Source organism: Flavobacterium sp. B183 (genome assembly GCF_023539155.1).
In the GTDB taxonomy this organism is placed as follows: domain Bacteria; phylum Bacteroidota; class Bacteroidia; order Flavobacteriales; family Flavobacteriaceae; genus Flavobacterium; species Flavobacterium tructae.
Genome location: NZ_CP097434.1, coordinates 5,113,328 through 5,136,707, shown reverse-complemented (window position 1 = coordinate 5,136,707; position 23,380 = coordinate 5,113,328). Strand labels below are relative to the sequence as shown.

Sequence of the window (23,380 nt, the reverse complement as noted above, 5' to 3'; positions counted from 1 at the left end):
TAGTAATATTTTGTAAAGACCCTAAAAATATCAACTTATTTAACTAACCAAAACACTTTTAAATGAAAACAATTAAAACAACCTTACTTTTGTCGTGTATAGCGCTATCGCTATTGTCTTGTAATAAAGAGGATGAGGTAACTCAACCAAACAAAGAAGCTCTAACAGTATCACAAGATGTGTTAGATAAAATTAACTCACTTGCATTGAACACTAATGATGTTCAGGTAATTAAAAATACCAAATTAGACGGTACCACTGAAGATGCTTACCTGGTTGAAGGTGACATCATCATCACTGAAGCACAATTGAAACAAATGGATCTTCATGGAGGTATCACTTCAGAGCAATACCGTACTACTAATTTAGTAGCTGCTCCAAAAACTATTAAAATTGTTGGATTAACCGGAACAGGTACAACAGCTCTTTCTGCTAATATGCAAGCCGGATTACGTGCAGCAGTAAACAGATACAATAGTTTAGGATTGACGATTAACTTTACACTAACTTTCGGATCAAGTACTACAGGTGCAAACATAGTAGTAAGAAGACAATCCGGAGGTGCCGGTGGAGTAGCCGGATTCCCTACTGGAGGAAATCCTTATAACTCAGTTACATTGTATTCTGGATTAGATACTTATTCTGTGAATGTAAATGCTCACGTAGCAGCACACGAAATTGGTCACTGTATTGGTTTACGTCATACAGACTATTTTAGCCGTCAAAGCTGTGGACAAAATTCAAACGAAGGAGCTGCTGGTGTTGGAGCAATTCATATCCCGGGAACTCCTACAGGATACGATTCAACTTCATACATGAGAGCATGTTTCAGCTCAAATGAAACAGGCGCTTTCAATGCTAACGACGTTACAGCTCTGAATTATCTATATTAGAAGTTGAATTAGAGGCGTCCTTTGCAAAATATTCGAGGCTGTTCCGTAATTGGAGCAGCCTCACTTTGTTTTTGGTAATTGCTTCAGATTTTTTGTTTGCTGATAGGATAGTTGGACAATACTGATTTTTTTTAGTTTAAAAGAGTACATTAAAAATAAAACGGGTAATTCTACGTAGCTGTAAGATTATATTTTGTACTAGATTTATTACTTAAACCCTAATAATCGACAAATCATGCAAAACAATGAAAATTCACCCATTCCATTAGGATGGGTTGGTGGATTCCCGCCAGCAGGTTCACCTATGTTATATCCAACCCGGGATCTTTCCTCATTACCGATGTTGAGTAATATGGATAATATTAGTTTTTTACAACGTCAACTTGGTGTAAAGTGGCCTGAGTTTAGTTGGGAAACCCAAAAAGACAGTCCTAACAAGAGAAGATGTTACCAGCAATTTGCACCTTACATTTCCAGAGCCGGTTATACTGATGAAGGTCGGGTATATTCTGTTATCTGCCCTCAACAGGGAGTCTGGCTTAAAGATGAAATTTGTATCAATGTTGAGGTTACGGTTACCGGACAAAGAGGTTGGGTGAACGAAGTAACAAAAGAGATCGCCATAGATATGACTGTTGAAGGTAAAATTTGGCTGACACCAAATGAACAACAAGGCGATAAGATCAAAGAGATTTGGCCGCTATTGGAATATAGTTTTCCAAAATTTCCATTGAATAAAGATAATGCCATAAGAGTTACTACACACAAGCAAAATGATCCTGATCAGCCCATCTTTGAAGTGATCCACGGATTAAATCCTGAATTTGAAAATCCTCCGTTTGCATTACATGAGGGTAAAGCATTTGCTACCGCTTATCTTGCCGTTGAAATTGGAGATATTAAGCTGACAAAAGATAAAGTAGTTGATGATTTTAATCAATTAATCATGAAAGCTTTTAATATTGGTTCAGGAAATATGCTTCAGCCGGGAAATACCTTGTCATGGAATCTTTGGTTTACAGAACCCGCTTTGGTCAATAAGGAAGAGTGGAAAAATCATGCTGAATTTTGGAGAAACTCTATTGATGTACATCATTGCTCTCCAACAGGAAATGGTACTGATGCCAGATATTTTGACGGAAGCAAATTTAGCCCTGAAGCAAATGCTGTAGACGAGATAATTAAGGATATTATCAACTATGTTAGAAAGCATCTGTAGGTTATTGAAAAAATGACATATAAAAAAGGAAGGTATTCAATATCTTCCTTTTTTTTGTGAAGCCGTTGGAGTTACGATTGAACAACCGATACCTATTTTTGAAATGCTAGTTGTTTCCTTGACGGTTGACAGAATATCAAAAGAATAGTTTTAGAGAAAGCGGGGATTGTATTTTTTATCTTATGAGTTAATAGGTAAGAATTAATCCGTTGGGAGTAATTAATTTTTATATTTGAGAATTAAATGAATAAAATGAGCGAAAAAATTAAACCGTATGCGTTAGTAACTGGTGCCAGCAAAGGTATTGGAAAATCGATTGTTTATGAATTGGCTAAACAAGGTTATCCGCTATTGTTAGTGGCAAGAGGAGAAGCGGAATTAAAAGCACTATCTGATGATCTTCAGGTCACATACGGTATCAACGCTCCAATTTTGGCAATTGATCTTTCATTGACTGGTGCATCGCTAACAGTTGCCAATTGGGTAAAAATGAATAATTATCCCGTTGGCATTTTAGTTAACAATGCCGGTTATGGCGTGTGGGGCAATTTTAGTGAGTCTTCGCTGACGGATCAGCTTGGCATGATGCAGCTTAACATGAATGTAATTGTAGAACTTTCGCATTTATTAGTGCCGATACTTTCACAGGAAAAACAAGCCTACATTTTAAATATATCGAGTACTGCTGCCTATCAGGCGGTGCCTACGCTGGCGGTTTATTCCGCTACAAAGGCTTTTGTTTTATCTTTTACCCGTGCCTTGCGTTTCGAACTCGGTAAAAGTTCAATTTCAGTAACTTGTTTTAGCCCGGGTCCGGTTGATACCGGTTTTGCTGCAAGAGCGGGTTTAAATCCTTTTAACAAAATGGCTGAAAAGTTCAATATGCAGCCTGGTGAAGTTGCAAAAATTGCCGTAAAAGCCATGTTCAGCAAAAAATCAGAGGTTATTCCGGGCTTTACAAATGTCATTTCGGTTTACGCCAACCGCTTGCTGCCAAAGGGATTTATCGAAAAAACGGCCGCAGGAATTTATAAAATTTAATTTTTTTTCAAAAAAAGTAAGAAAATATGCTTTGCAAAAGATAAAATATTATTATCTTCGTTTTAATATCTACTAATTCTATAGAGTATATCTAGTAAAAGAAATATGTTTAGTTTTCCGAAAGAACGAATGCAAGTAAACAACATGCGAATGTGTCGCTGTTGTTGCTGTCGCTAATCTTTTAGATAAAATTACAAACACTATTATTTCATTTATTAAATATATTTATCATGGTATCTTCTTATAAAACCTTTACCCTTACAGAACAATTAACTGCTGAGCAAATTGACTTTTTTAACGAATATGGCTTTATCCATTTCAAAAAATTTATAAATCCGGAAACGGTTTCATCAATTATCGATGCCTCAAAACAAGTAGAGCAAAAATGGATTGATAATGATCTTAAAAAAGTAAATGGTGTTCCAATTAAATACGGAAAGGATTTGGATGGTTCTCCTATTGTACAGCGTTTTGCTTTTATCAATCAACACCACCAAACCTTAAGCGGTCTTTTATTAGATCCAAGATTTAATAGTTTACTGCAATTAGCAGGTGATGACGCAAGGTTAGGCACTGAAGAAAAAGACGGAATGGTTTTCAATCATTATATCAATGGGCCGGAAAGTAAGTTTACTAAAATGGGCTGGCATACAGATGGTTTGAGAGATATTTTTTATGGTGCAAAACTAAACCCGATGTTAAATGTGGGCATTCACTTAAGCACTTTGAAACCCGAAAATGGAGGTCTTAAAATCATTCCGGGTACTCATAAGCAAAGTATTTACCAAATGCTTTTTCGTAAGAAATACTTTTTAGATCATAACGCCGATTCCGAGGAAGTTTCCATCATTCCGGAAGCAGGAGATTTAACCATTCACGATGGCCGTTTGTGGCACAGAGTGGCAGAATCCTCTATCCGTGGCGAAGAGAGTAGAAGGAGAGTTATTTATGTTCCTATTATAGCAGGAAAATATGCTCCTAAAAACGAGAATAGCCCAACGGTTTTTTATCAACGTTTTGCGGGAATTGTTAAGTAGTATGCTGTTTGTCCTCGCATTTAGTTATCTGGTTAGATCAGGTAAGCTAAAAAGAACTGCCGATTTTTTTAAAAATACGCCAAGAAAAGTAAAATTAAAAATGGTTAAACTGGAATTAGCGATACTCTCAGGCTTACAAATATTGCGCTATTAATGGGAAAAGAAACACAAGTTGAAGAGTATACTGCAATTGTACAAAGAGCATTTTCAGACCGTAAGCGGACTAATATTTTAAAAAAAGCAGAACAGTCAACGATTGTATTTTTACTTCCAAAGGTACCTGAATTCATTTCGCCAAACGTACTCACTTTAATTGGTACACTTGGTTCGGGATTGATTTTTTTAGCCTTTGTTTTAGGTGCTTACCTAACCGATTGGTATTTGCTTTTGGCTATTGTCGGATTGATTATAAATTGGTTAGGGGATTCCTTAGATGGAAGATTGGCCTATTATAGAAATATTCCACGCCGTTGGTACGGTTTTGCACTTGATATTATTGCCGATTGGATTGGTATTGTACTTATAGGTTTTGGCTACTACATTTATGCTAAAAATGGTACACAAATAGTAGCCTTTGCTTTTGTGGCATTGTATGGCTGGTCTATTATCATCAGTCAGTTACGCTATAAAATTACAAATGAATACAGTATCGATTCCGGTTTTGTTGGCCCAACCGAGCTTCGATTTATTATTGCTTTAATTTTAATTATAGAAATTTTATTTCATGGATCAATCACCTATTTGGCAGGCTTGATAACTATTATATTGTTTGTAATTAATACGATAGATAGTGTAAGGCTTTTAAAATTGGGTGATTTAAGAGATAAAAACCAGGACTGATGTTCAGTAAAAAATCCATTTTTACTTTTCTGCAAGCACAAGTCGCGGCATTTTTAGGAGGCATTACCGATTATGGCTTAATGATTTTATTGACAGAAGTGTTTCAATTGCATTTTGCCTTTTCTATTCTAATCTCGGGAACCGTTGGCGCGGTTATCAATTTCAGCATCAATAGATTTTGGGTATTTAAAAATCAATCGGGTTATAGCAGCCGCATCAACAGTCAGCTTTTTAAGTTTGCGTTGGTGGTATTGGGGAGTATTTCCTTAAAATCATTTGGTACCCTTATTTTTCAGAAAGTATTTCAAATCGATTATAGAATTGGAAGATTAATCACAGATAGTTTTGTCTCTTATGGATTTAATTACCCACTGATTAAGTATTGGGTTTTTAGAGCAAATAAAAAGCAGAACATAGCCGAATCAAATTAATAGAGAAATAGCCAGTTGGTTGTAATTCGTGTTTTTTCTATGTGTTGAAAAAATAGCCACAGATTAACAGAATAGAGAGATTTGAAAATCTGCAAAATCTGCAAAATCTGCGTGAAAAATATGTAACACATAGTCCCGATGCATCAGGATATATGTTATAGAAGAAGACAAACGGAAACTAGTTTCTAACACATAGCGAACTATGTTTCTTTTAAACAAGTGAAACGCCTTTTTTAAGCGTCCTAAACCTATGTTTCTAGCCTGTACTGAGCGGAGTCGAAGTGTGTTAAAGTAATTACATCCAAAAGCTTATATAAAATTTAGTTTATGAACAAATTATCCTTTAAAGATTTCACAAAATCACTGATCGTTATAACGATCTTAGTATATATAATTCCAGGAAATCTATTGGCGCAATCCAAAAATCCATCGCCATTAAATTTCCCGACGCCTAAGAATGTAGATAATATGCTATTCTATATTCAGCGAGATCCCAATATAAACACGGCTATTTATGCCATAAACTACCAGGAAAATGGAAAGATAAACAAAAGCAATCCCATAAAAGCCTATTGGATTCGATATGCTGAGAAAGGAGAAAAAAAAGATTTCAATTATTTACAACGCAAATTTGCGTACGGAATAGAAACTAAAACTCTCGAAAATGAAGAGTTTGAGTTTAAATTTGTGTCATATAAAAAGCTGTCCTTGACCTTGAAAAAGATAGAGGCGGATCAAAAATACCATGTTTTCGCAAATGTAAACCAGAAAAAAATACAGGTAGAAAAAATATTTGTGCGTATTGAAGGAGGTTCTTTTTGGCTACCTAATGTAAAGTATGCCGAAGTGACCGGGATTGATGCTCTCTCCAATAAAACCATTACGGAAAGGATGTTGTTGAAATAAGATACCCTCGTTCTCCGAAGTTTTCTCATGAAAAGCTGCGCAAATGTCTCTGACTTTGCGCTTTTTTTGTTCCTTAGGAATTATAAACGGGATAAAAGTCTCCCGACTTTTTACGTTTAGATCTTATTTATTGTCGTGGATTTTTTTACATTCAGGGAAATATTCTAAGAAAGTTATTTTTAAAGTCAGAGACTTTATGAAGCTCCTGTTTTTCAATTATATTTGTTTAAAATGGCGCAAAGTCAGAGACATTTGCGCAGCGTAAAGGAGGACACTTCGGAGAGCGGGGGATTTTTTACATTCAGGAGAAATATTCTGCGAAAGTTATTTTTAAAGTCAGAGACTTTATGAAGTTTCTGTTTTTAATTGTATTTGTTTAAAAAGGCGCAAAGTCAGAGACATTTGCGCAGCGTAAAGAAGAACACTTTGGAGAGCGGAGATATACTTTTTATATATTATTTTAATCGACTTATTTTTAGTATTTTTACTGATAAAAATAGCTTCAAAAAAAAATATTATGCCTTGTAAACCTAGTGAAATAGCAAATTATTTTTTGCACAAAGGTCAGGATGATCCGAATATGACTCCTATGAAGCTTATAAAATTAGTTTATATAGCTCATGGTTGGAGTCTTGGTTTATACAAGAAACCGTTAATTAGTGAGTCACCGCAAGCGTGGAAATTTGGTCCTGTAATTCCAACTTTATATGATACGTACAAGAAATTTGGAAACAAAAAAATTGAAACTGAAATTAAATCTTTTGATGACTTGCCAGAAGGTGTTACAGCTTTTTTAGATAAAATTTGGGACGTTTACGGTAATTTTAATGGTGTTCAGTTGAGTGCGAAAACACATCAACCAAATACACCGTGGTCAATTACTTGGGAAAAAGCAAAAGATTATTTTCATGCATTTTCTTTGACAATTCCAGATGATCTTATTAAAAAACATTATTCATCTAAAATTGAAGGTGTAGAATTATGATCGAAGATTTGCTAGATAGTATTAGAGATACTGCGCCTGAAGATGATATTGATAATAGGGCTTATGCTGAACAAAATAGTTATGAGCAACAAAATGATCAAAGAGAGCTAACGGAAAATGATCTTTTAAAAGCACAAGTTTTAAAATTAGCTCTTAAAAATAGTCGTTACAAAGATAATACTGAAATTAGAAAATCTCTAGTTATAGCCTTTACTACTATTATAGTTTTTTGGTTGGTGGCTGTATTATTAATTTTAGTTGGTAACAACTCAAACAATTATCAATTATCAGAGAATACCCTAATTGCCCTACTTGTTACATCAAGTGCTAATGTAATTGGTATGATGATAGTTATTTTAAAGAATTTATTTCCTCAGGTGCAATCGTCTTCAAAACCATCATAATAAAGAATAAATATTACTTTGCATAATATTTATTCTTTATTCAAGTAAGCTTAATTAAAAAATATTTTCATCCTCTTTCCAACTCTTTCTTTTCTTTAGCTTATTTCTAACTATATTCGATATCGAATCTGTATCAAGATTATTAGATAAAGCTTCACATAAAAGCCAGTTTCTATCTTTTTTTCGGAATTTTATTTGAAGTTCTTCTAGGCATTCTATTAATTCTTCTCTCCAGAGAAGTTTAGCAATATAAATCGATTCTCTGCTTTCATTTTTGATAGGTTTTCGTAATTCGTTAATTGATTTAACCCCATTATTTTCATTGCAAATCAGAACTCCAATCCAGTCTGGTACATAATCTAGAATTTTTTGACCATATTTCTCTTCCGTTACAATTGATAAATAATCAAAGACCTTTGTGTATGCTTCAATTTGTGCAGGTAATCTTTGAAGAGTATCTGAAGCGCTTTTTATCTCATAACCATGTAGTGAACCATTTATAACGGCAATATCTATTCTAGCTTTTGCAACTGGAAGACTCAATTCTTCAACAATTTTGGAATCGTTATCGTTGATATAATGTTTAAGTTCAGTAGTTCTAAGCAATTCACGAATGCATGGATCTTTCATTTTAAGAGTAGTTTAGGAGTTACAAAAGTAAGCACTTTAAAGGAATTCAGCTGATAGATTCTTATAAAATAGATGCTAATAGGGTAATATGATGATTTTGTGAGATTTCAACCCAACTTCCAGCATTTCCAGTTTTTCTATTTGGATCAGTAAGTAATTGTGAAGCAAAGAAATCTATCCTTTCGTCCCCCCAAGAAAATGTTATTCCACTGTAATCTGCACTTGCGATTAGTTGGCTAGCAAAAGTTATATATTGACCATTGCCATCAGGGTGGTTACTGGATATCTCTCCTCGATAAATGACATATTCATTTATAACTGTGTATTTGATACTACAGCTACCTTGAAAACCAGCTTCGCTATAAATGGGATGTTTAGTTCCATAATCACTATATTTAATTGTCCCTTTGATTTTGGTTTGTGTTTGTAAAGTGGACCATAGTTGCCATTCATATCTCGGGAGCCTGTAAACTCTTCCCGCAGGATTAAGGCTTCCTAAATTGTCAAGGAATGAACCTGAAGAAATAATAACGTTATCATAATTATCGCGATTTGTGATAGAAGTTATCACATTTACGGCAAATGCCTCAATCAAGGCATAATTTGTTGTTCTTACAAATCCAAAATCCAGAAGGAGTGATACTTGGGAAGGGGTTGTTCCTAGAGTATTAATTAATGTTTCAATAGTTGTATTAATGTTAAGAAACCCTCCGCTATCATTTGAAAAGCGTATACAGATTTTATCTATTTCTAAGTTATTTATTAAGTTTCCAATTAAAGTTAGATATCTTTGGTTGCTGTTTTCTTGAACTACAGGAACTACATTAACACCATTAGATTGTAAATGTTTGATGAGTTTTGAAACAGTCGTTGAGCTAAAAGACTCAATTAGAGAAAAGTCTAAAAATAATTCATTGCCTTTAAAGTTCCAATGAGAATAAAAAGCTTCAAGTTTTTTTATTTGCTCAGGCAAGACTTGAATAATAGGGGCTACTTCATCCTTTGTTGTTTGACTTAATTTGGAAAGAGCTGTAAATTCTCCTGCTTTGGATAGAAGTATTGGGTAATATTTTTTCATTATTTATTGTTTATGATTAATAGATAGCTAAAATCAATTTTTAATTTTGAAGTTATTTACGGATTTCCATAAAAAAGTGAATAAAATTAGATTTTATCAAAGCTATTCATTCATAAGTGATTAGACCCAAGTAGAATTACCTGTTTTAAGTTTGACAAAACAGCGGAGTGCCTTAAAGGTAAATACTAGGAGTTTGTCAAAGAAGATATTGAGGTTGCTGTGAGCAAATGTCTCTGACTTTGCACTTTTTTGTTTCTTAGAAATTATAAACGAGATAAAAGTCTCCCCACCTTTTACGTTTAGTTCTTATTTATTGTCGCGGATTTTTTTACATTCAGAAGAAATATTCTAAGAAAGTTATTTTTAAAGTCAAAGACTTTACGAAGGCTCCGTTTTTCAATTACATTTGTTTAAAATGGCGCAAAGTCAGAGATATTTGTGCAGCGTAAAGAAGAATGCTTCGGAGAGCGAGCGGAGCGGGGCCTTTTTTAATTCTGTACTGTTTTTGTATTTTATAAAATGAAAATACAATGAAAGAGTTCGTAAAACTTGAAAAACTGTCGCTGGACTTAAAAAGTTAGAATTAGAGTAGGCATTTTGCAAAATCTCCAAAAACAAAAGCAATTAGACAGAAATAAAACAGTAAGAATAATTTGCTTTTTATTCTAAAAAGTATATATTCTACAGAAAATAAACTATTAGTTTAGGGGTTATGTTGTTGGTTGTCAGTGAAATAAATATTGAATGAAAAGTACCTCAATTTATGACTGTTGTTAAAAACTACGCCTGATTGTGAACAAGTTTGGCTTTTATTTTTAGCAACAAATGACAATCTTTGTAGAACAATGAGGGACAAAAAAAATGAGCCTAAGGACCCAGAAAGTCTATGGCTCAAATTTAAGTTTGTCACTATGTCGTTAATTTCGTTTGGTAGACTGGTTTACGACTGTGTGAAATTATTTATCGAAAGATAGAATAACTATTGTGGAAGCCGTAGATGTTATAAAAACATTTACGGTTTTCCTTTTACAAATATATACAAACAAAACAAATGTTTTCATTTTCAATACAAAAGTTAACTTTATTTTTATCAACAATAATATCTACTTTTTCATAACTAGAATCTTTCCTTACCACTTCTATAGTAACTACACCCACATATATTTAAAAACCTTACTTATCATTTATTTTAATAGGTACTATTTTATCTATTAAATAATCCTAATTACTAATTTGTTCCAATGTAGAGTTCCAGTTCTTCCAAGAGTTCTCATGAAAAGCTATACGAATCTCTCCTGACTTCATACCCATAATATAATATTCTAAAACAAAAAAAGAGACTCAAAAGTCTCTCTATAAAATTATATATCTTCTATAAATAATTATTTACGAATCAATTTTTCAAGCCTAATCATCATCTCATCTTTTTCCTTCAACATACGTTCGTATAATGCAATTTTTTCTTCGTGAATCTTTAGCACTTGCTCTATAGGATTAAAAATAGGGTTGTCATTTTTTTGGTATCCGATACTATTATCGCCAAAAGTATTAGAAATAATATTTATCGCTTGTTCCTCATCAAAATTCTGAAAAGCTTCAACAGGAATTTTTAATACCGCCGAAATTTGTTTCAGCAGACTGTCTTCAATTACATCTTTCTGCTCCAGCATCGAAATTTTCTTTTGGTTCCAGTCTGCGCCCAGATCATAAGCTAATGCTTCCTGCTTGATGTTGAGCATTTCTCTGAAGCGTTTTACGTTTCTCCCTTGATGTATTTTCTGTTCCATAATGCGTATCAATATTTCTAAAAGCTCAAAGATAAAGCGATTTTGATTAAAAAACCTGAATTTCAAAGATAAAAAAATATCCAGTAAAACATTCTTTTTTGTCAGATATTATGTCTGTTTTTAGAATAGACTATCCTTCTGGAAGAATAGAATCCCTGCTCTTCGAAAAGTTCTTATAAACAAAAAATCGCAATGATCTAAGTTTAGATTATTGCGATTTTTTTGTGGAGTCGCCGGGAATCGAACCCGGGTCCAAACAAGCAACTAAAGAGCTTTCTACACGTTTATTTCCTGATTGGATTTTCGATGTTAAGCTAGGTCAGGAACAACCACTCAACACTTATCTTCTTAATTTCGATATCCACCCGAAGCTCATGGAAATCTAGGTTTATTTTTACGGTTCCCCTGTACTGACCGCCACAAACCAAGGCTTTCAAGGAGAATCCAGCTTTCCTACCTTGTAGGAACGTGGCGCAATCTTACTATAATTCGGATTATGCAGCTAAAGCGTAGTTATTTTCGCCGTGTAAAATTGTAAGATCTTATATTTACGAGCAAGGTCTCAATGCTCGACGTGCTTACTTTTCAATTCGACTTGCTGTCAAAACCAGTCGACCCCAAAAATGAGTTTGCAAATTTATACTATTTGCAGTTAGTTTTGTAATAAATTTTTCAGAAAATTATATTATTCAGTATTAGCCGAAAGTCAAAAGTTGTAAAGTTTTTAAAGTCAAACGCTTACTTCTTATTTTCTCACAATTGATGGTATTTAAAAAAGATCAAAGCCAATATTGACAACTGCTTTAGGTCTTTAGGTCTTTAAGACTTTCGACTTTACGACTTTTGACTTTTGACTTTCGACTACTGTATTATTCTTCGTCCTTGAAGTTAAACGGGTAATCTCCAAAAATTGGTGCCAGTTTGCGAACTGCATAGGTATTTCGGGTCATTTTGTTCGACAGCGCAATAATGGTCACGTGTTCTTTCATTAAAGTAATATAAGAAGAAGTATTGCCATGCCACCAGCCATTGTGGAAATAAAAATTTTGTCCAGTTTCCCAATTGATCATTCTGATTCCTAATCCGTAATTTTTGGTTCCTTTACGCTCATTACTGTATCCGGTATAAACTTGTTTCAGTAAGGCAGGTTTTAAAAAATCAGGTGAATTTCTGGCGCGGTCAAACTTTAATAGATCTCGCACTGTTGAAAAAATATTTTTATCCCCGTAAACATTGTCCAGATAATCAAAACCAATTTCTACACCATTACCTTTATAAGAAGGAACGATTTTCTTTCTGTCTTTATCATCGTCAAAAACGTAGGTATGTTTCATGCCCAAAGGTTTGAAAATCATTTGGTGCATGGCATCTTTATACGTTAGGCCCGTAATTTTTTCAATAATCAAAGCCAGCATCGCATAGTTGGTATTGCAATAGCTAAATCGTGTTCCGGTTCTGGATTCCAAACCAATGTCTTTGGTCGCTAAAATGTCCAGGATATCTTTATTGGTAAGCTGATTGTGCCTGTCCCAAACAGATTTGTCTCGGTCTGTAAAATAGGCATAATTACGCATTCCGGTACGATGGTCTAGCAGCATTCGGATGGTGCAGTCTTCGTATGGAAAGGTTTTTAGAATCGTATTTACCTTTTGATCTAAATCGATCTTACCGGCATTAACCAGTTTTAAAACAGCAGTAGCAGTCAAAACCTTGCTCACAGAAGCAATCTGAACTGGAGTTTCTGCGGTTATTTTGGTGCCTTCGTTTTTATTGGCAAAACCATTATAGCGTTCGAAAATAATCTGACCGTTTCGGGCGACCAAAAAACTTCCGTTCATCGTATTGTTGGGCCAGTTTTTATTGTAAAAGTGATTTATTCTTCCTGCAACTGAATTGATATAGGCCTGCGAAATTCTTTTTTCAGGACCTAACGGTTTCATTTTCGGTAATGTATCTTCTGTTGTAGTGGTAGTATCGGCGGTTGTTTTTTTATCATTACCACAAGAACTTAAAACTAAGAACAGGAAAAGTATTTGTGGTATATTTGTTTTTTTAAGGAGGCTCATTTTCATCATTCTTTAAAAACAAATATATAGAATTCAATATTTATGTTTGGCTGTTTTGAGAGGCTCCAAAAGCATGATTTAACAAAAAATTAAGATTTTGTTTATTTATTTTGTTGTTTGTCAGCTTTTAACGGTTTTTAAACATTCTAAATTGTATTTTTTCAACAAAATTTTAACTAAATTTGTTATATTTGAAACAAATAAGATGTAAAAAGTTATATTAATAATTATTTTAAACCCGTTTAAATGAAATTTGGAATCATAAAAGAAAGAAAAAACCCGCCGGATCGCAGAGTTGTTTTTGCTCCTAATGAACTTACAAAACTCAAACAGCTTTATCACGAAGCAGTAGTTGAGGTAGAAAGTTCTGATATCAGGATTTTTTCGGATATACAATATAAGAGTATGGGAATCACCGTTACGGAAGATGTTTCTAATTGTGATGTATTATTTGGAGTAAAAGAAGTTCCGGTTGAGAACTTGATTCCGAATAAGGCTTACTTCTTCTTTTCGCATACCATTAAGAAACAGCCTTATAACCGAAAATTGTTACAGGCTATTTTGGAAAAAAATATTGATTTATACGATCATGAAACTATAGTTGATGCTCACAACCGCCGTTTAATTGGTTTTGGAAGATACGCAGGAATGGTTGGTGTTTACAACGGAATTCGTGCTTTTGGGATTAAGTTTGAGTTGTTTAAGCTGCCAAAAGCAGAAACACTTGACGGAAAAGAGGCTTTAATTAAACATTTGAAGCGCATTACCATGCCCGCTTTGAAATTTGTGATTACCGGAACGGGTAAAGTAGGGAGTGGTGCCAAAGAGATTTTGGATGCTATAAAAGTAAAAGAGGTTACAGTTGATAATTATTTGACTAAAAATTATGCGCAGGCTGTTTATGTACAGTTAGATGTTTTAGAATACAACAAGCGTATTGACGGTCAGGTGGTTGATTTTAAAGATTTTGTAGCACATCCTGAAGAATATGTTTCTGATTTTGAGAAGTTTACAAAAGTAACGGATATTTATTTCGCAGGTCATTTTTATGCGACGGGAGCACCGATGATTTTAACACGTGAAATGCTGAATGCGAACGACTGCAAGTTAAAAGTAGTTGCCGATATTTCTTGTGATGTTAACGGACCAATTGCCTGCACGTTAAGATCTTCGACAATTGCCGATCCTTTGTACGGTTATTTTCCTTTAGAAGATATAGAAGTGGATCTTTTTCATCCAGCGGCAGTAGCAGTGATGGCGGTTGATAATTTACCATGCGAAATCCCGAAAGATGCAAGTGAAGGTTTCGGAGAGCAATTTATGGAACATGTAATTCCGGCTTTCTTCAATGGTGATAAAGACGGAATCTTAAAACGTGCTAAAATAACCGAGAAAGGAAAACTAACAGAACGATTTAGTTACCTGCAGGATTATGTAGACGGGAAATAATTATTAATTGTGAATTATTAATTATAAATTATCGCAACAATTCGTCATAAAAAAGAGCTTTCTAAATTTTAGAAAGCTCTTTTTTCTTATATGTGACATTGTAATATTCAAAGATTGAAACAATTCACAATTAATAATTCATAATTCATAATTAACTAAACCATCTCCTCCGGTTTTACCCAGGTATAAAAATCTTCCGGGCTAACGTATCCTAAACGAACGGCTTCCTCTTTAAGTGTAGTTCCGTTTTTGTGAGCGGTTTGAGCAATTTCGGCAGCTTTGTAGTAGCCTATTTTAGTGTTTAAAGCTGTAACTAACATCAGTGAATTGTCTACCAGTTCTTTAATGCGTTTGTAGTTGGGTTCGATTCCCTGTGCACAATGTTCCTCAAACGAAACACAGGCATCTCCTAATAATCTTGCCGATTGCAGAAAGTTGGCTGCCATAACCGGTTTAAAAACATTTAGTTCATAGTGTCCTTGCATTCCGCCAACAGCGATTGCCATATCATTTCCAATTACTTGAGCACAAACCATGGTTAAAGCTTCACATTGGGTTGGATTTACTTTTCCGGGCATGATAGACGATCCCGGTTCGTTTTCCGGAATATGAATTTCGCCAATTCCTGAACGTGGTCCTGACGCTAACATTCTCACATCGTTGGCAATTTTGTTCAGGGCAACTGCCAATTGTTTTAAAGCTCCGTGAGTCTCTACAATCGCATCGTGTGCAGCCAAAGCTTCAAATTTGTTTTCGGCAGTAACAAAGGGATGATTCGTGAACTTTGCAATATATTCGGCTACTTTTACATCGTATCCTTTTGGAGTGTTCAATCCGGTACCAACTGCTGTACCGCCTAAAGCGATTTCAGATAAATGCGCTAAGGTGTTTTTCAGGGCTTTTAATCCAAAAGACAATTGAGCGGCGTAGCCCGAAATTTCCTGCCCAAGAGTTAGGGGGGTAGCATCCATAAGATGTGTACGACCGATTTTTACCACATCCTTAAACTCGGTTGCTTTTTTTACCAAAGTAGCGTGTAGTTTTTCAACTCCCGGAATGGTGGTTTCAATAATCATCTTGTAAGCAGCAATATGCATTCCAGTTGGAAAAGTATCGTTAGAAGACTGTGATTTATTTACATCGTCGTTTGCTTTTATAAATTGTTCGCCTTCTCCAATGTTAAATCCTTTCAGTACTTGTGCGCGATTGGCAATTACTTCATTCACATTCATATTGCTTTGTGTTCCCGAACCAGTCTGCCAGATGACAAGAGGAAACTGATCGTCTAGTTTTCCTTCAAGAATTTCGTCACAAACTGCTGCTATAGCATCTCTTTTTTCGATTGGTAAAACGCCCAGATCGTAATTGGCATAAGCGGCTGCTTTTTTAAGATAAGCAAAGCCTTCAATAATTTCCGGTGGCATAGATCCCGCTGCACCAATTTTGAAGTTGTTTCTGGAACGTTCCGTTTGTGCTCCCCAATATTTATCTGCCGGAACCTGAACTTCACCCATCGTGTCTTTTTCTATTCTGTATTTCATTATGTTGTATGTAAAAAGTTATTTGTAAAGTGTAAAATGTTTGCTGAAAACTGAAATTTCTTATGAAAATGAATGCACTAGCCTTGATGGCAGCTGCATCCTTTTGTGCCGGGGTTCGGCACAAAAGATATAGCGAACAGCAGGAATTAGCTTCTGAAGATTCTCATGTTCTTGTGCATGAGATTGTTCAGTAAAATGGCAGTTATCCATAAGAAAAAAAGCTTATTTAAAATGAGTATAAATATAAGTATAAATGTTATTTCCAGAAAATTGATTTGGATTTTATTGGTAACGAAAAATATAAGGCTTACATTTGTCCTTACATTCAAAAATTCCGGAAAACATGTTTGAATTTTCACAGTACTTAGGTTTTTTACTTTTCTTGACCATACTAACTATAGGGTTTTGGTTGATGTTTTTCTTAGTAGGTTTCGTATCTTATTGGGTTACGGGTGCTAGCTGGGAAATGTTCAAAGAGAAAAGAGCAAAGAAAAAGCAAGAACAATCAGCTTAAATTTTAGTTGATTTCAATAAAAAGGACTCGTTTTGCGAGTCCTTTTTTTATGCTGAAGAATGAAATTTTAATAAGCAATATTCAAATTCCAAAATCAAAAAAAAAATCCAAATTCCAATTTTGTAAAACTTAATTGGAATTTGGATTTTTTTTATTGGATTTTTAAGTGAGATTATCCAGGGAATTCTCCTCCGCCGTCACCATCATTTTTAGGTGCGCCCGGTTTTTCTCTGTCACTTTTTGGTTTGTTGAAACGGTACGTAAACGATAGATTGAATTGACGTTTACGGAATTGCATTTCGCCGTAAGATGTTTGACTTTCAAGAGTGGTGTCATTTTGAAGGTAAGTATACGATCTCATGATTCTTGAGTTAAAAATGTCACTGATATTAAACGCAATTGTGGCTTTGTCTTTCAATACATCTTTACTGAAAGCAGTATTCATTCCAAATTGGTCTAAAATTTTACCCTGTGCTGTTTTTTGTGAACCATTGTAGGTACCGCTTAACTGCCAGTCAATTTTGTATGGCAATGTAACTTTTGAACTAATTCTGGCAAACCAGGTGTTGGCCTGATTGTTCAGATTTTGTACAATCACTTTATTGTTTGTGTCTGTATACGTGTTCTCCCCGGTTGTTTTTACATTGTAAAGGTTGAAGTTACTGTTTATTTTCCACCATTTATACGGACTGTAATTGAAGGTGAATTCGAAACCATATTTTTGCTCTTTTCCTAAGTTGATAGGACGGCTTAGAATAACAGGAATTCCGTCTACTTTATCTCCATTTGGAGTTCTGACAAAGCTGAAAACATCTTTTGTATTTTCGAAATAAGCTGAAGAACTAAAGGTTACTTTTTCCCATCTTTTAATATATCCTACATCAAATTTATCGGTTAATGATGGATCTAAGTCAGGATTTCCCTGGAAAATATTAATGTTACTGGCGTAATTAAGAGCTGGATTCATGAAACGTCCTCTCGGTCTTGATAAACGTTTGCTGTAACTGGCAGTGAAGTTACTCTGATCTGAAATTTCATAACTAACAAAAGCACTTGGGAACAAGTTGTTGTATTTTTTGGTGTTAAATATACTATTGTCTAATAAGTTCACTTGAATATTAGTGTCTTCCCAACGTAAACCAAATAAATAAGAGAATTTATTGACTTTCAGTCCATACTGTACATAAAGTGCATTGATGTTCTCTTTGTATTCTAAAGTATTTGATTTTTTTGGATCTATAACATATTCTCCGTTTATAAGATTTGTAACGTTGTACTCGTTGTTTAAGTCACCAAAACTTCCTTTGTACCCCGCTTCAAACTGACTTCCTTTTCCTAATGGAAGAACATAATCTGTCTGAAGTAGTATTTGTTTTTGTACCTGATCGTTTAGAGTAGTATTAGAAGTAGGTAGTGCGGTAATAAGCCCGTCACTATCGTCTGTATTTCTGGAAACCGATAAATCGGCAGTAAGTTTGTGTCCTTTATTGTTGAAATTTTTGATTAAGTTCGAAGTGAATTCTACGTTCTCGCTTCCGGTATCGGCATTGTTAAAACGATTAGTTGTTCCTGTAAAAGCGTGAGCGGCGTCAAAATTATTGTAGTTAATATAATCTTTATCCTCGCCCGAGTTTTTTTGATAATTAATGGCATTTGTCCAGAAAGTATTAGGAGCAACCGTCCATTCCATACCTGCTCTTGCATTAAAACCGTTTCGGATTCTTTTGGTATCACGATCTTCATCTAAATAACCTTTTGGAGATCCATCAGCATTATAATAAGAAGTATTGGTTAAACCCATACCTTCATTGGTTCTGTAGTTGTAACCTGCAGTCGTAAAATAGTTTAGTTTTTCGGTTTTATAATTTAAGTTGGCACTCAAACCATAAGTTTCAGGAAGTCCTGTAGAAGCAATAAAAGTTCCGTTGAACCCCTGATTTTTTCCTTTTTTAAGAATGATATTGATGATTCCTGATCCTCCCTCTGCATCATAACGTGCTGATGGGTTGGTGATTACTTCTACTTTGTCAATAGCATCTGCAGGAAGCTGACGTAAAGCTTCTGCCACATTGATCGCATTTGAAGGACGTCCGTCAATTAAAATTCGGATATTGTCACTGCCTCGCAAGCTTACGTTTCCTTCGGAATCAACAGAAACAGAAGGAACATTATCTAAAACATCACTTACTGTTCCACCTTTAACCATCATATCCTGTCCGACATTATAAACCTTTTTGTCCAGTTTTATTTCGACACTTGATTTTTCGGCACGAACGACAACTTCACTTAATTGTGCAGCGTCTTCTGATAAATTTACAACACCTAAAGCAGTGTCTCCGGAAATTGTTTTTCCTTTAATAAAAGTAGGTTTAAACGAAATAAATTCAACTTTTATATCGTAAGTACCCGGAGCAATAGCCACATCAAACTCTCCTTTTGGATTGGTGATTCCACCAGCAATAACTTTGGTGTCATTTGGGGCTGTGATCGAAATGGTAGCATACTCAAGAGGTTGTTTGCTTACTTTTTCGAGAACTTTCCCGGTAACCTTTACCTTGTTTCTGGCAGGAGGTGCCTGTTGTGCATAGTTGTACAAACTTGTAAATAGGCATACAAGTAATACAGCAAATTTGATTTTCTTCATTGTGATTTTTGGTTTCTTTTGTTCTTTAGACGGCAAATGTAACTTTTGGTTTAAAGAGAAAAATCACAAAAATTTGTTAATATGGTTCTTTATAATTGATCTAAAAAAGAAGCTACTAATTCAGGGTCTCTGCCAATGATTGCTTTGTCGTCTTTTACAACAATCGGGCGCTCGATCAAAATAGGATTTTCGACCATAGCTTCAATGATCTGGTCATCGGTCAGTTCTTTTCCTTTGTAATTTTCAATCCAGATTTTTTCCTTAATTCTAACCAATTGCAGCGGTTTAAGGTTTAATTTTTCAAGAAGTTTTTTTAAATCATTAAAGTTCGGCGTTTCGGTCAAATAAGGGATAATTTGATATTCCTGTTTTGTATTTTCAATAAAAGCCAGGCAATTTCTTGATTTTCCGCAGCGTGGGTTGTGATAAATTTGTATCATTTTGTTATATTTAAAATGTTGTAAGATAATTAAACCGAAATAGGTATTTTAGCAGTGCCAAAAATAAGATTTAGTTATTAAATCGAATTCTCATTTTTTAAATTATTATCAATATGTTTTTAGAACAAGGAATTAAACCTCATAATAAGTTCTGGTTGTATCTTTTAGGATCCGTTTTAATTATTATAGCATCTTTTATCGGTCAGATTCCTTTTTCTCTTGCGGTGTTTTACAAGAGTTGGATTTCCGGCAAGGGGTTTCCCTCTAATGATGCGGCGGTTATGAAAATGTTTGAACCCAATTTGACCTTGTTTCTGGTGATGATTTCTTTTGCTTTCGCCTTTGTAGGGATTTATTATGTGGTAAAATATATGCACCGTCAGACTCTTTTATCCGTTACTACTTCAAGAGCAGAAGTAGATTGGAGACGAGTTGCTTTTTCTTTTTTATTATGGTCTTTGTTCTCTGTTTTGAGTTTTGTGGTATTGTATTTTAGTTCTCCTGAGAGTTTTGTTTGGAATTTTAAATTAGTACCTTTTTTAATTTTAGTGGTAATTGGAACGGTGTTAATACCGATACAAACCTCTACTGAAGAATATGTCTTTAGGGGGTATCTCATGCAAGGATTTGCCAATTTAGCGCGAAACAGGTGGTTTCCTTTACTGATGACTTCGGTTATATTTGGTTCGATGCACGTCTTTAATCCTGAAGTTGTAAAGATGGGGTATATCGTAATGGTCTATTATATCGGAACTGGTTTGTTTTTAGGAGTGATTACCTTAATGGATGAGGGAGTGGAACTGGCATTGGGTTTTCATGCTGCTAATAATTTAGTCGGAGCTTTGTTGGTGACTTCTGATTGGTCGGTTTTTCAAACGCATTCACTTTTTATTGATATATCAGAGCCTTCGGCCGGTGTAGATGTACTATTGCCGGTGGCTGTAATTTATCCTGTTCTGCTTTTTATTTTTAGTAAGAAGTACAATTGGAGTAACTGGAAAGAAAAATTAACGGGGGAAATAAATGTTGTAGAATCTTTAAATTAAAACACACAGTCATGTCAAAATTAACACATAAAAATGTCCATAATTACTTTAAGTTAAATGGTTATCATTTAAATGGGAAAGATTTATGCCGTATAGGTTACAGTTACATCAAAGAAGGAGATGTATACGAAAAAGCTATTGGTGAGTTTTTGCTGGATTGGTTCGATAAAAAAGAATTTATTGAAATGACAACTTCCGGCACGACCGGACTTCCAAAATTAGTCCGTCTCGAAAAACAAGCGATGATTCAGTCCGCTTTGGCAACAGGTGATTTTTTCGGATTAAAACCCGGTGATAAAGCCTTGCTTTGTTTGCCTGTACAATTTATAGCCGGAAAAATGATGTTGGTTCGAAGCCTGATTTTGGGTTTGGATATTGATGTTGTTTCGCCAAGCACGGCACCTTTGGCTTTAAATAGAACTAAATATGATTTTGTTGCCATGGTTCCTTTGCAGGTTCAAAATTCTGTTGAAGAATTGAAAAATGTGAAGAAACTTATCATTGGAGGGGCTAAGATCGATAGTGCGCTTGAAGAGCAATTACTTCCGCTAAAGACCGAGATTTACGAGACCTACGGGATGACGGAAACTATTACACATATCGCTGCCAAAAGAGTAGGAGAAAAGGCATTCTCGATTCTTCCAAATGTGAAAATCGACAAGGATGATCGTGACTGTTTGGTAATTCATCTGGCTTCGGTTTCTAAGGAACCTATCGTTACAAATGACTTGGTGGAGCTGGTTAATGAAAATCAGTTTGTATTTTTAGGAAGAATTGATAATGTAGTGAATAGTGGAGGAGTGAAGTTAATTCCGGAACAAATCGAAAGTAAGCTGATAGGGAAGATAAACAGCAGGTTTTTTGTAACCGGAGTTCCGGATACTACTTTAGGGGAAAAACTAATTCTGGTGATTGAAGGAGAAAAACAAGAGTTTGCTTCTGATTTTTTTGATGTATTGGGCAAATATGAAAAACCAAAGGAAATTGTTTTTGTTCCGAAGTTTAAAGAAAATGAGAATGGGAAGCTGTTGCGAAAGCCTAGTTTAGTTTAATAAAATTCCAAAAAAAACAAATTCCAAATTCCAACAGTACAGTTTGGAATTTGGAATTTGTTTTTTTTGGAATTTTAAAGAAATTAATTAGTTGCTTTTCTTTCCAATAAAGCCATATAGAATCCGTCAAATCCAGATTCTGAGGCTAGTATTTTACGATCTTTAATAAATGTAAATTGCTTTCCGATTTCGGTCTTTAAGAATTTCTCTACCTGTTCCTGATTTTCCGATGGTAAAACAGAGCAAGTGGCATAGACCAATTTACCGCCCGGTTTTACAATTTTCGAATAGCTTTCCAGAACTTCAGTCTGTACTTTTCGAATGTTATCAATAAATTCAGGTTGCAGTTTCCATTTAGAGTCAGGATTTCTTTTTAAAACTCCCAAACCACTACAAGGCGCATCAATTAAAACACGGTCTGCTTTTTCATGTAATTTTTTGATCACTTTTGTAGTGTCAATTATACGATATTCGATATTAAAAGCGCCATTTCTTTTGGCTCTTAATTTCAATTGTTTCAGTTTGCTTTCGTACAAATCCATTGCAATTAATTGCCCTTTGTTTTCCATTAACGAAGCAATGTGCAATGTTTTTCCTCCCGCTCCTGCACAGGTATCTACCACACGCATTCCAGGTTTTACATCCAGAAAACCAGCTACTAATTGCGAGTTGGCATCCTGAACTTCAAAAAGTCCTTGTTTAAAAGCGTCCGTTAAGAATACGTTGGCTCTTTCTTTCAAAACTAAAGCTTCAGGCTGATCTTTTAAATATTCCGTTTCAATATTTAAATCCATCAACGTGTTTCTCAAGTTTTCCTTGGTACCTTTAAGCGTATTGGTTCTTAAGATAACTTTAGCCGGCTGATTTTGAGCAGCAATTTCTTTTGCCCAAACTTTCTCTCCTAATTCTTTTACTCCTAATTCATCCATCCAGTCCGGAATAGATTCTTTTAAAGCTCTAATTTTAGAAAGCTCATCAAAACGACCTTTTATTTTTCTCTCAGGAGTTCCTTCCAATTGTCTCCAATCCGGAATAGGGTATCCTCTCAAAACTGCCCAAACCGCAAACATTCTCCATAAGTTATCTCTGTCGTATGGTTCTTTTACTTCTGCAATTTCTGCATATAGTCGCTTCCAGCGAACAATTTCGTATATCGTTTCAGCAACAAACTTCCTGTCGGAACTTCCCCAACGTTTGTCTTTTTTTAAGGCTCTGGCTACCACTTTGTCTGCATATTCTCCTTCATTGAAAATAGCATTTAAAGAATCGATGGTAGTATAAACTAAATTTCTGTGTAATCTCATTTTAATTATTTGAGTTGCAAAGGTACTATTAATTGATTGAAAGTTAAATTTTTAATTTTGATTGTTCGTTTAA

Annotated in this window: 21 protein-coding genes and 1 other RNA gene; 13 read left to right on the top strand and 9 right to left on the bottom strand. The window is 34.7% G+C overall.

From position 1 onward, the window contains the following. Window positions 1-62 precede the first annotated feature (62 nt). The 9 genes from M4I44_RS20975 (at window position 63) to M4I44_RS20935 (ending at window position 7,756) form a co-directional block, all read left to right on the top strand. Window positions 63-893: a M57 family metalloprotease gene (locus M4I44_RS20975; RefSeq protein WP_249965990.1), complete on the top strand. Its 831-nt coding sequence runs from the start codon at window positions 63-65 to the stop codon at window positions 891-893. A 235-nt stretch (window positions 894-1,128) separates the two neighbouring features. Beyond that, window positions 1,129-2,112, top strand: coding sequence for a hypothetical protein (locus M4I44_RS20970; protein WP_249965989.1), 984 nt, complete (start codon window positions 1,129-1,131; stop codon window positions 2,110-2,112). Window positions 2,113-2,364: 252 nt separating this feature from the next. After that, the gene (locus M4I44_RS20965; RefSeq protein WP_249965988.1) at window positions 2,365-3,153 is read left to right on the top strand and encodes an SDR family oxidoreductase; all 789 of its coding nucleotides are present in this window, start codon (window positions 2,365-2,367) and stop codon (window positions 3,151-3,153) included. Between the two features lie 230 nt (window positions 3,154-3,383). Then, window positions 3,384-4,190, top strand: a complete 807-nt coding sequence (locus M4I44_RS20960) for a phytanoyl-CoA dioxygenase family protein (protein WP_249965987.1) — start codon at window positions 3,384-3,386, stop codon at window positions 4,188-4,190. A 153-nt stretch (window positions 4,191-4,343) separates the two neighbouring features. Next, window positions 4,344-5,030 (top strand): CDP-alcohol phosphatidyltransferase family protein, encoded by a 687-nt coding sequence (locus M4I44_RS20955; RefSeq protein WP_249965986.1) that lies wholly within the window; start codon window positions 4,344-4,346, stop codon window positions 5,028-5,030. Next, window positions 5,030-5,461: a GtrA family protein gene (locus M4I44_RS20950; RefSeq protein WP_089076297.1), complete on the top strand. Its 432-nt coding sequence runs from the start codon at window positions 5,030-5,032 to the stop codon at window positions 5,459-5,461. The genes M4I44_RS20955 and M4I44_RS20950 overlap by 1 nt, the downstream gene beginning before the upstream one ends. A 327-nt stretch (window positions 5,462-5,788) precedes the next feature. Beyond that, entirely contained in the window at window positions 5,789-6,367 is a 579-nt protein-coding gene (locus tag M4I44_RS20945; protein WP_249965985.1) for a DUF4833 domain-containing protein, read from the top strand. Window positions 6,368-6,884: 517 nt separating this feature from the next. Next, window positions 6,885-7,352 carry a Panacea domain-containing protein gene (locus M4I44_RS20940; protein WP_249965984.1) on the top strand — a complete coding sequence of 156 codons (468 nt, stop codon included), beginning with the start codon at window positions 6,885-6,887 and terminating at the stop codon, window positions 7,350-7,352. Then, on the top strand, window positions 7,349-7,756 hold the full coding sequence (locus M4I44_RS20935) for a hypothetical protein (RefSeq protein WP_249965983.1): 408 nt from the start codon (window positions 7,349-7,351) through the stop codon (window positions 7,754-7,756). The genes M4I44_RS20940 and M4I44_RS20935 overlap by 4 nt, the downstream gene beginning before the upstream one ends. Window positions 7,757-7,810: 54 nt before the next feature. On the opposite strand, the gene M4I44_RS20930 is transcribed toward M4I44_RS20935, so the two are convergent. From M4I44_RS20930 to M4I44_RS20910, 5 genes are all read right to left on the bottom strand, one after another. After that, the gene (locus M4I44_RS20930; protein WP_249965982.1) at window positions 7,811-8,386 is read right to left on the bottom strand and encodes a sce7726 family protein; all 576 of its coding nucleotides are present in this window, start codon (window positions 8,384-8,386) and stop codon (window positions 7,811-7,813) included. Window positions 8,387-8,447: 61 nt separating this feature from the next. Next, window positions 8,448-9,464 carry a beta family protein gene (locus tag M4I44_RS20925; RefSeq protein WP_249965981.1) on the bottom strand — a complete coding sequence of 339 codons (1,017 nt, stop codon included), beginning with the start codon at window positions 9,462-9,464 and terminating at the stop codon, window positions 8,448-8,450. Between the two features lie 1,382 nt (window positions 9,465-10,846). Continuing rightward, entirely contained in the window at window positions 10,847-11,251 is a 405-nt protein-coding gene (locus M4I44_RS20920) for a helix-turn-helix transcriptional regulator (RefSeq protein WP_249965980.1), read from the bottom strand. Between the two features lie 222 nt (window positions 11,252-11,473). Continuing rightward, window positions 11,474-11,870: a transfer-messenger RNA gene (gene ssrA, locus M4I44_RS20915) on the bottom strand. 250 nt (window positions 11,871-12,120) lie between these two features. Beyond that, window positions 12,121-13,323, bottom strand: a complete 1,203-nt coding sequence (locus M4I44_RS20910) for a serine hydrolase (protein WP_249967435.1) — start codon at window positions 13,321-13,323, stop codon at window positions 12,121-12,123. Window positions 13,324-13,563: 240 nt separating this feature from the next. Here M4I44_RS20910 and M4I44_RS20905 point away from each other — a divergent pair, with 240 nt between their 5' ends. Further along, window positions 13,564-14,766, top strand: a complete 1,203-nt coding sequence (locus M4I44_RS20905) for an NAD(P)-dependent oxidoreductase (RefSeq protein ID WP_017496137.1) — start codon at window positions 13,564-13,566, stop codon at window positions 14,764-14,766. A 155-nt stretch (window positions 14,767-14,921) separates the two neighbouring features. On the opposite strand, the gene fumC is transcribed toward M4I44_RS20905, so the two are convergent. Then, window positions 14,922-16,307 carry a class II fumarate hydratase gene (gene fumC / locus M4I44_RS20900; RefSeq protein WP_249965979.1) on the bottom strand — a complete coding sequence of 462 codons (1,386 nt, stop codon included), beginning with the start codon at window positions 16,305-16,307 and terminating at the stop codon, window positions 14,922-14,924. Between the two features lie 68 nt (window positions 16,308-16,375). On the opposite strand from fumC, the gene M4I44_RS22545 reads away from it, so the two are divergent. Next, a complete protein-coding gene (locus M4I44_RS22545) occupies window positions 16,376-16,501 on the top strand; it encodes a hypothetical protein (RefSeq protein WP_256472383.1) in 126 nt (41 codons plus the stop codon). A gap of 492 nt (window positions 16,502-16,993) precedes the next feature. On the opposite strand, the gene M4I44_RS20895 is transcribed toward M4I44_RS22545, so the two are convergent. Beyond that, window positions 16,994-19,465 carry an outer membrane beta-barrel family protein gene (locus tag M4I44_RS20895; RefSeq protein ID WP_249965978.1) on the bottom strand — a complete coding sequence of 824 codons (2,472 nt, stop codon included), beginning with the start codon at window positions 19,463-19,465 and terminating at the stop codon, window positions 16,994-16,996. Between the two features lie 89 nt (window positions 19,466-19,554). Further along, window positions 19,555-19,905 (bottom strand): arsenate reductase (glutaredoxin), encoded by a 351-nt coding sequence (gene arsC / locus M4I44_RS20890; protein WP_070907284.1) that lies wholly within the window; start codon window positions 19,903-19,905, stop codon window positions 19,555-19,557. Window positions 19,906-20,018: 113 nt separating this feature from the next. Between arsC and M4I44_RS20885 the strand changes: the two genes are divergently transcribed. Together M4I44_RS20885 and M4I44_RS20880 are read left to right on the top strand one after the other, a co-directional pair. Further along, window positions 20,019-20,951: a CPBP family intramembrane glutamic endopeptidase gene (locus tag M4I44_RS20885; RefSeq protein ID WP_249965977.1), complete on the top strand. Its 933-nt coding sequence runs from the start codon at window positions 20,019-20,021 to the stop codon at window positions 20,949-20,951. A gap of 11 nt (window positions 20,952-20,962) precedes the next feature. Next, window positions 20,963-22,003, top strand: coding sequence for an AMP-binding protein (locus tag M4I44_RS20880; protein WP_017496130.1), 1,041 nt, complete (start codon window positions 20,963-20,965; stop codon window positions 22,001-22,003). 83 nt (window positions 22,004-22,086) lie between these two features. Here M4I44_RS20880 and M4I44_RS20875 read toward each other — a convergent pair whose 3' ends face one another. Continuing rightward, complete coding sequence (locus tag M4I44_RS20875; protein WP_249965976.1) at window positions 22,087-23,307, bottom strand: RsmB/NOP family class I SAM-dependent RNA methyltransferase; 1,221 nt, start codon at window positions 23,305-23,307, stop codon at window positions 22,087-22,089. Window positions 23,308-23,380: the final 73 nt, after the last annotated feature.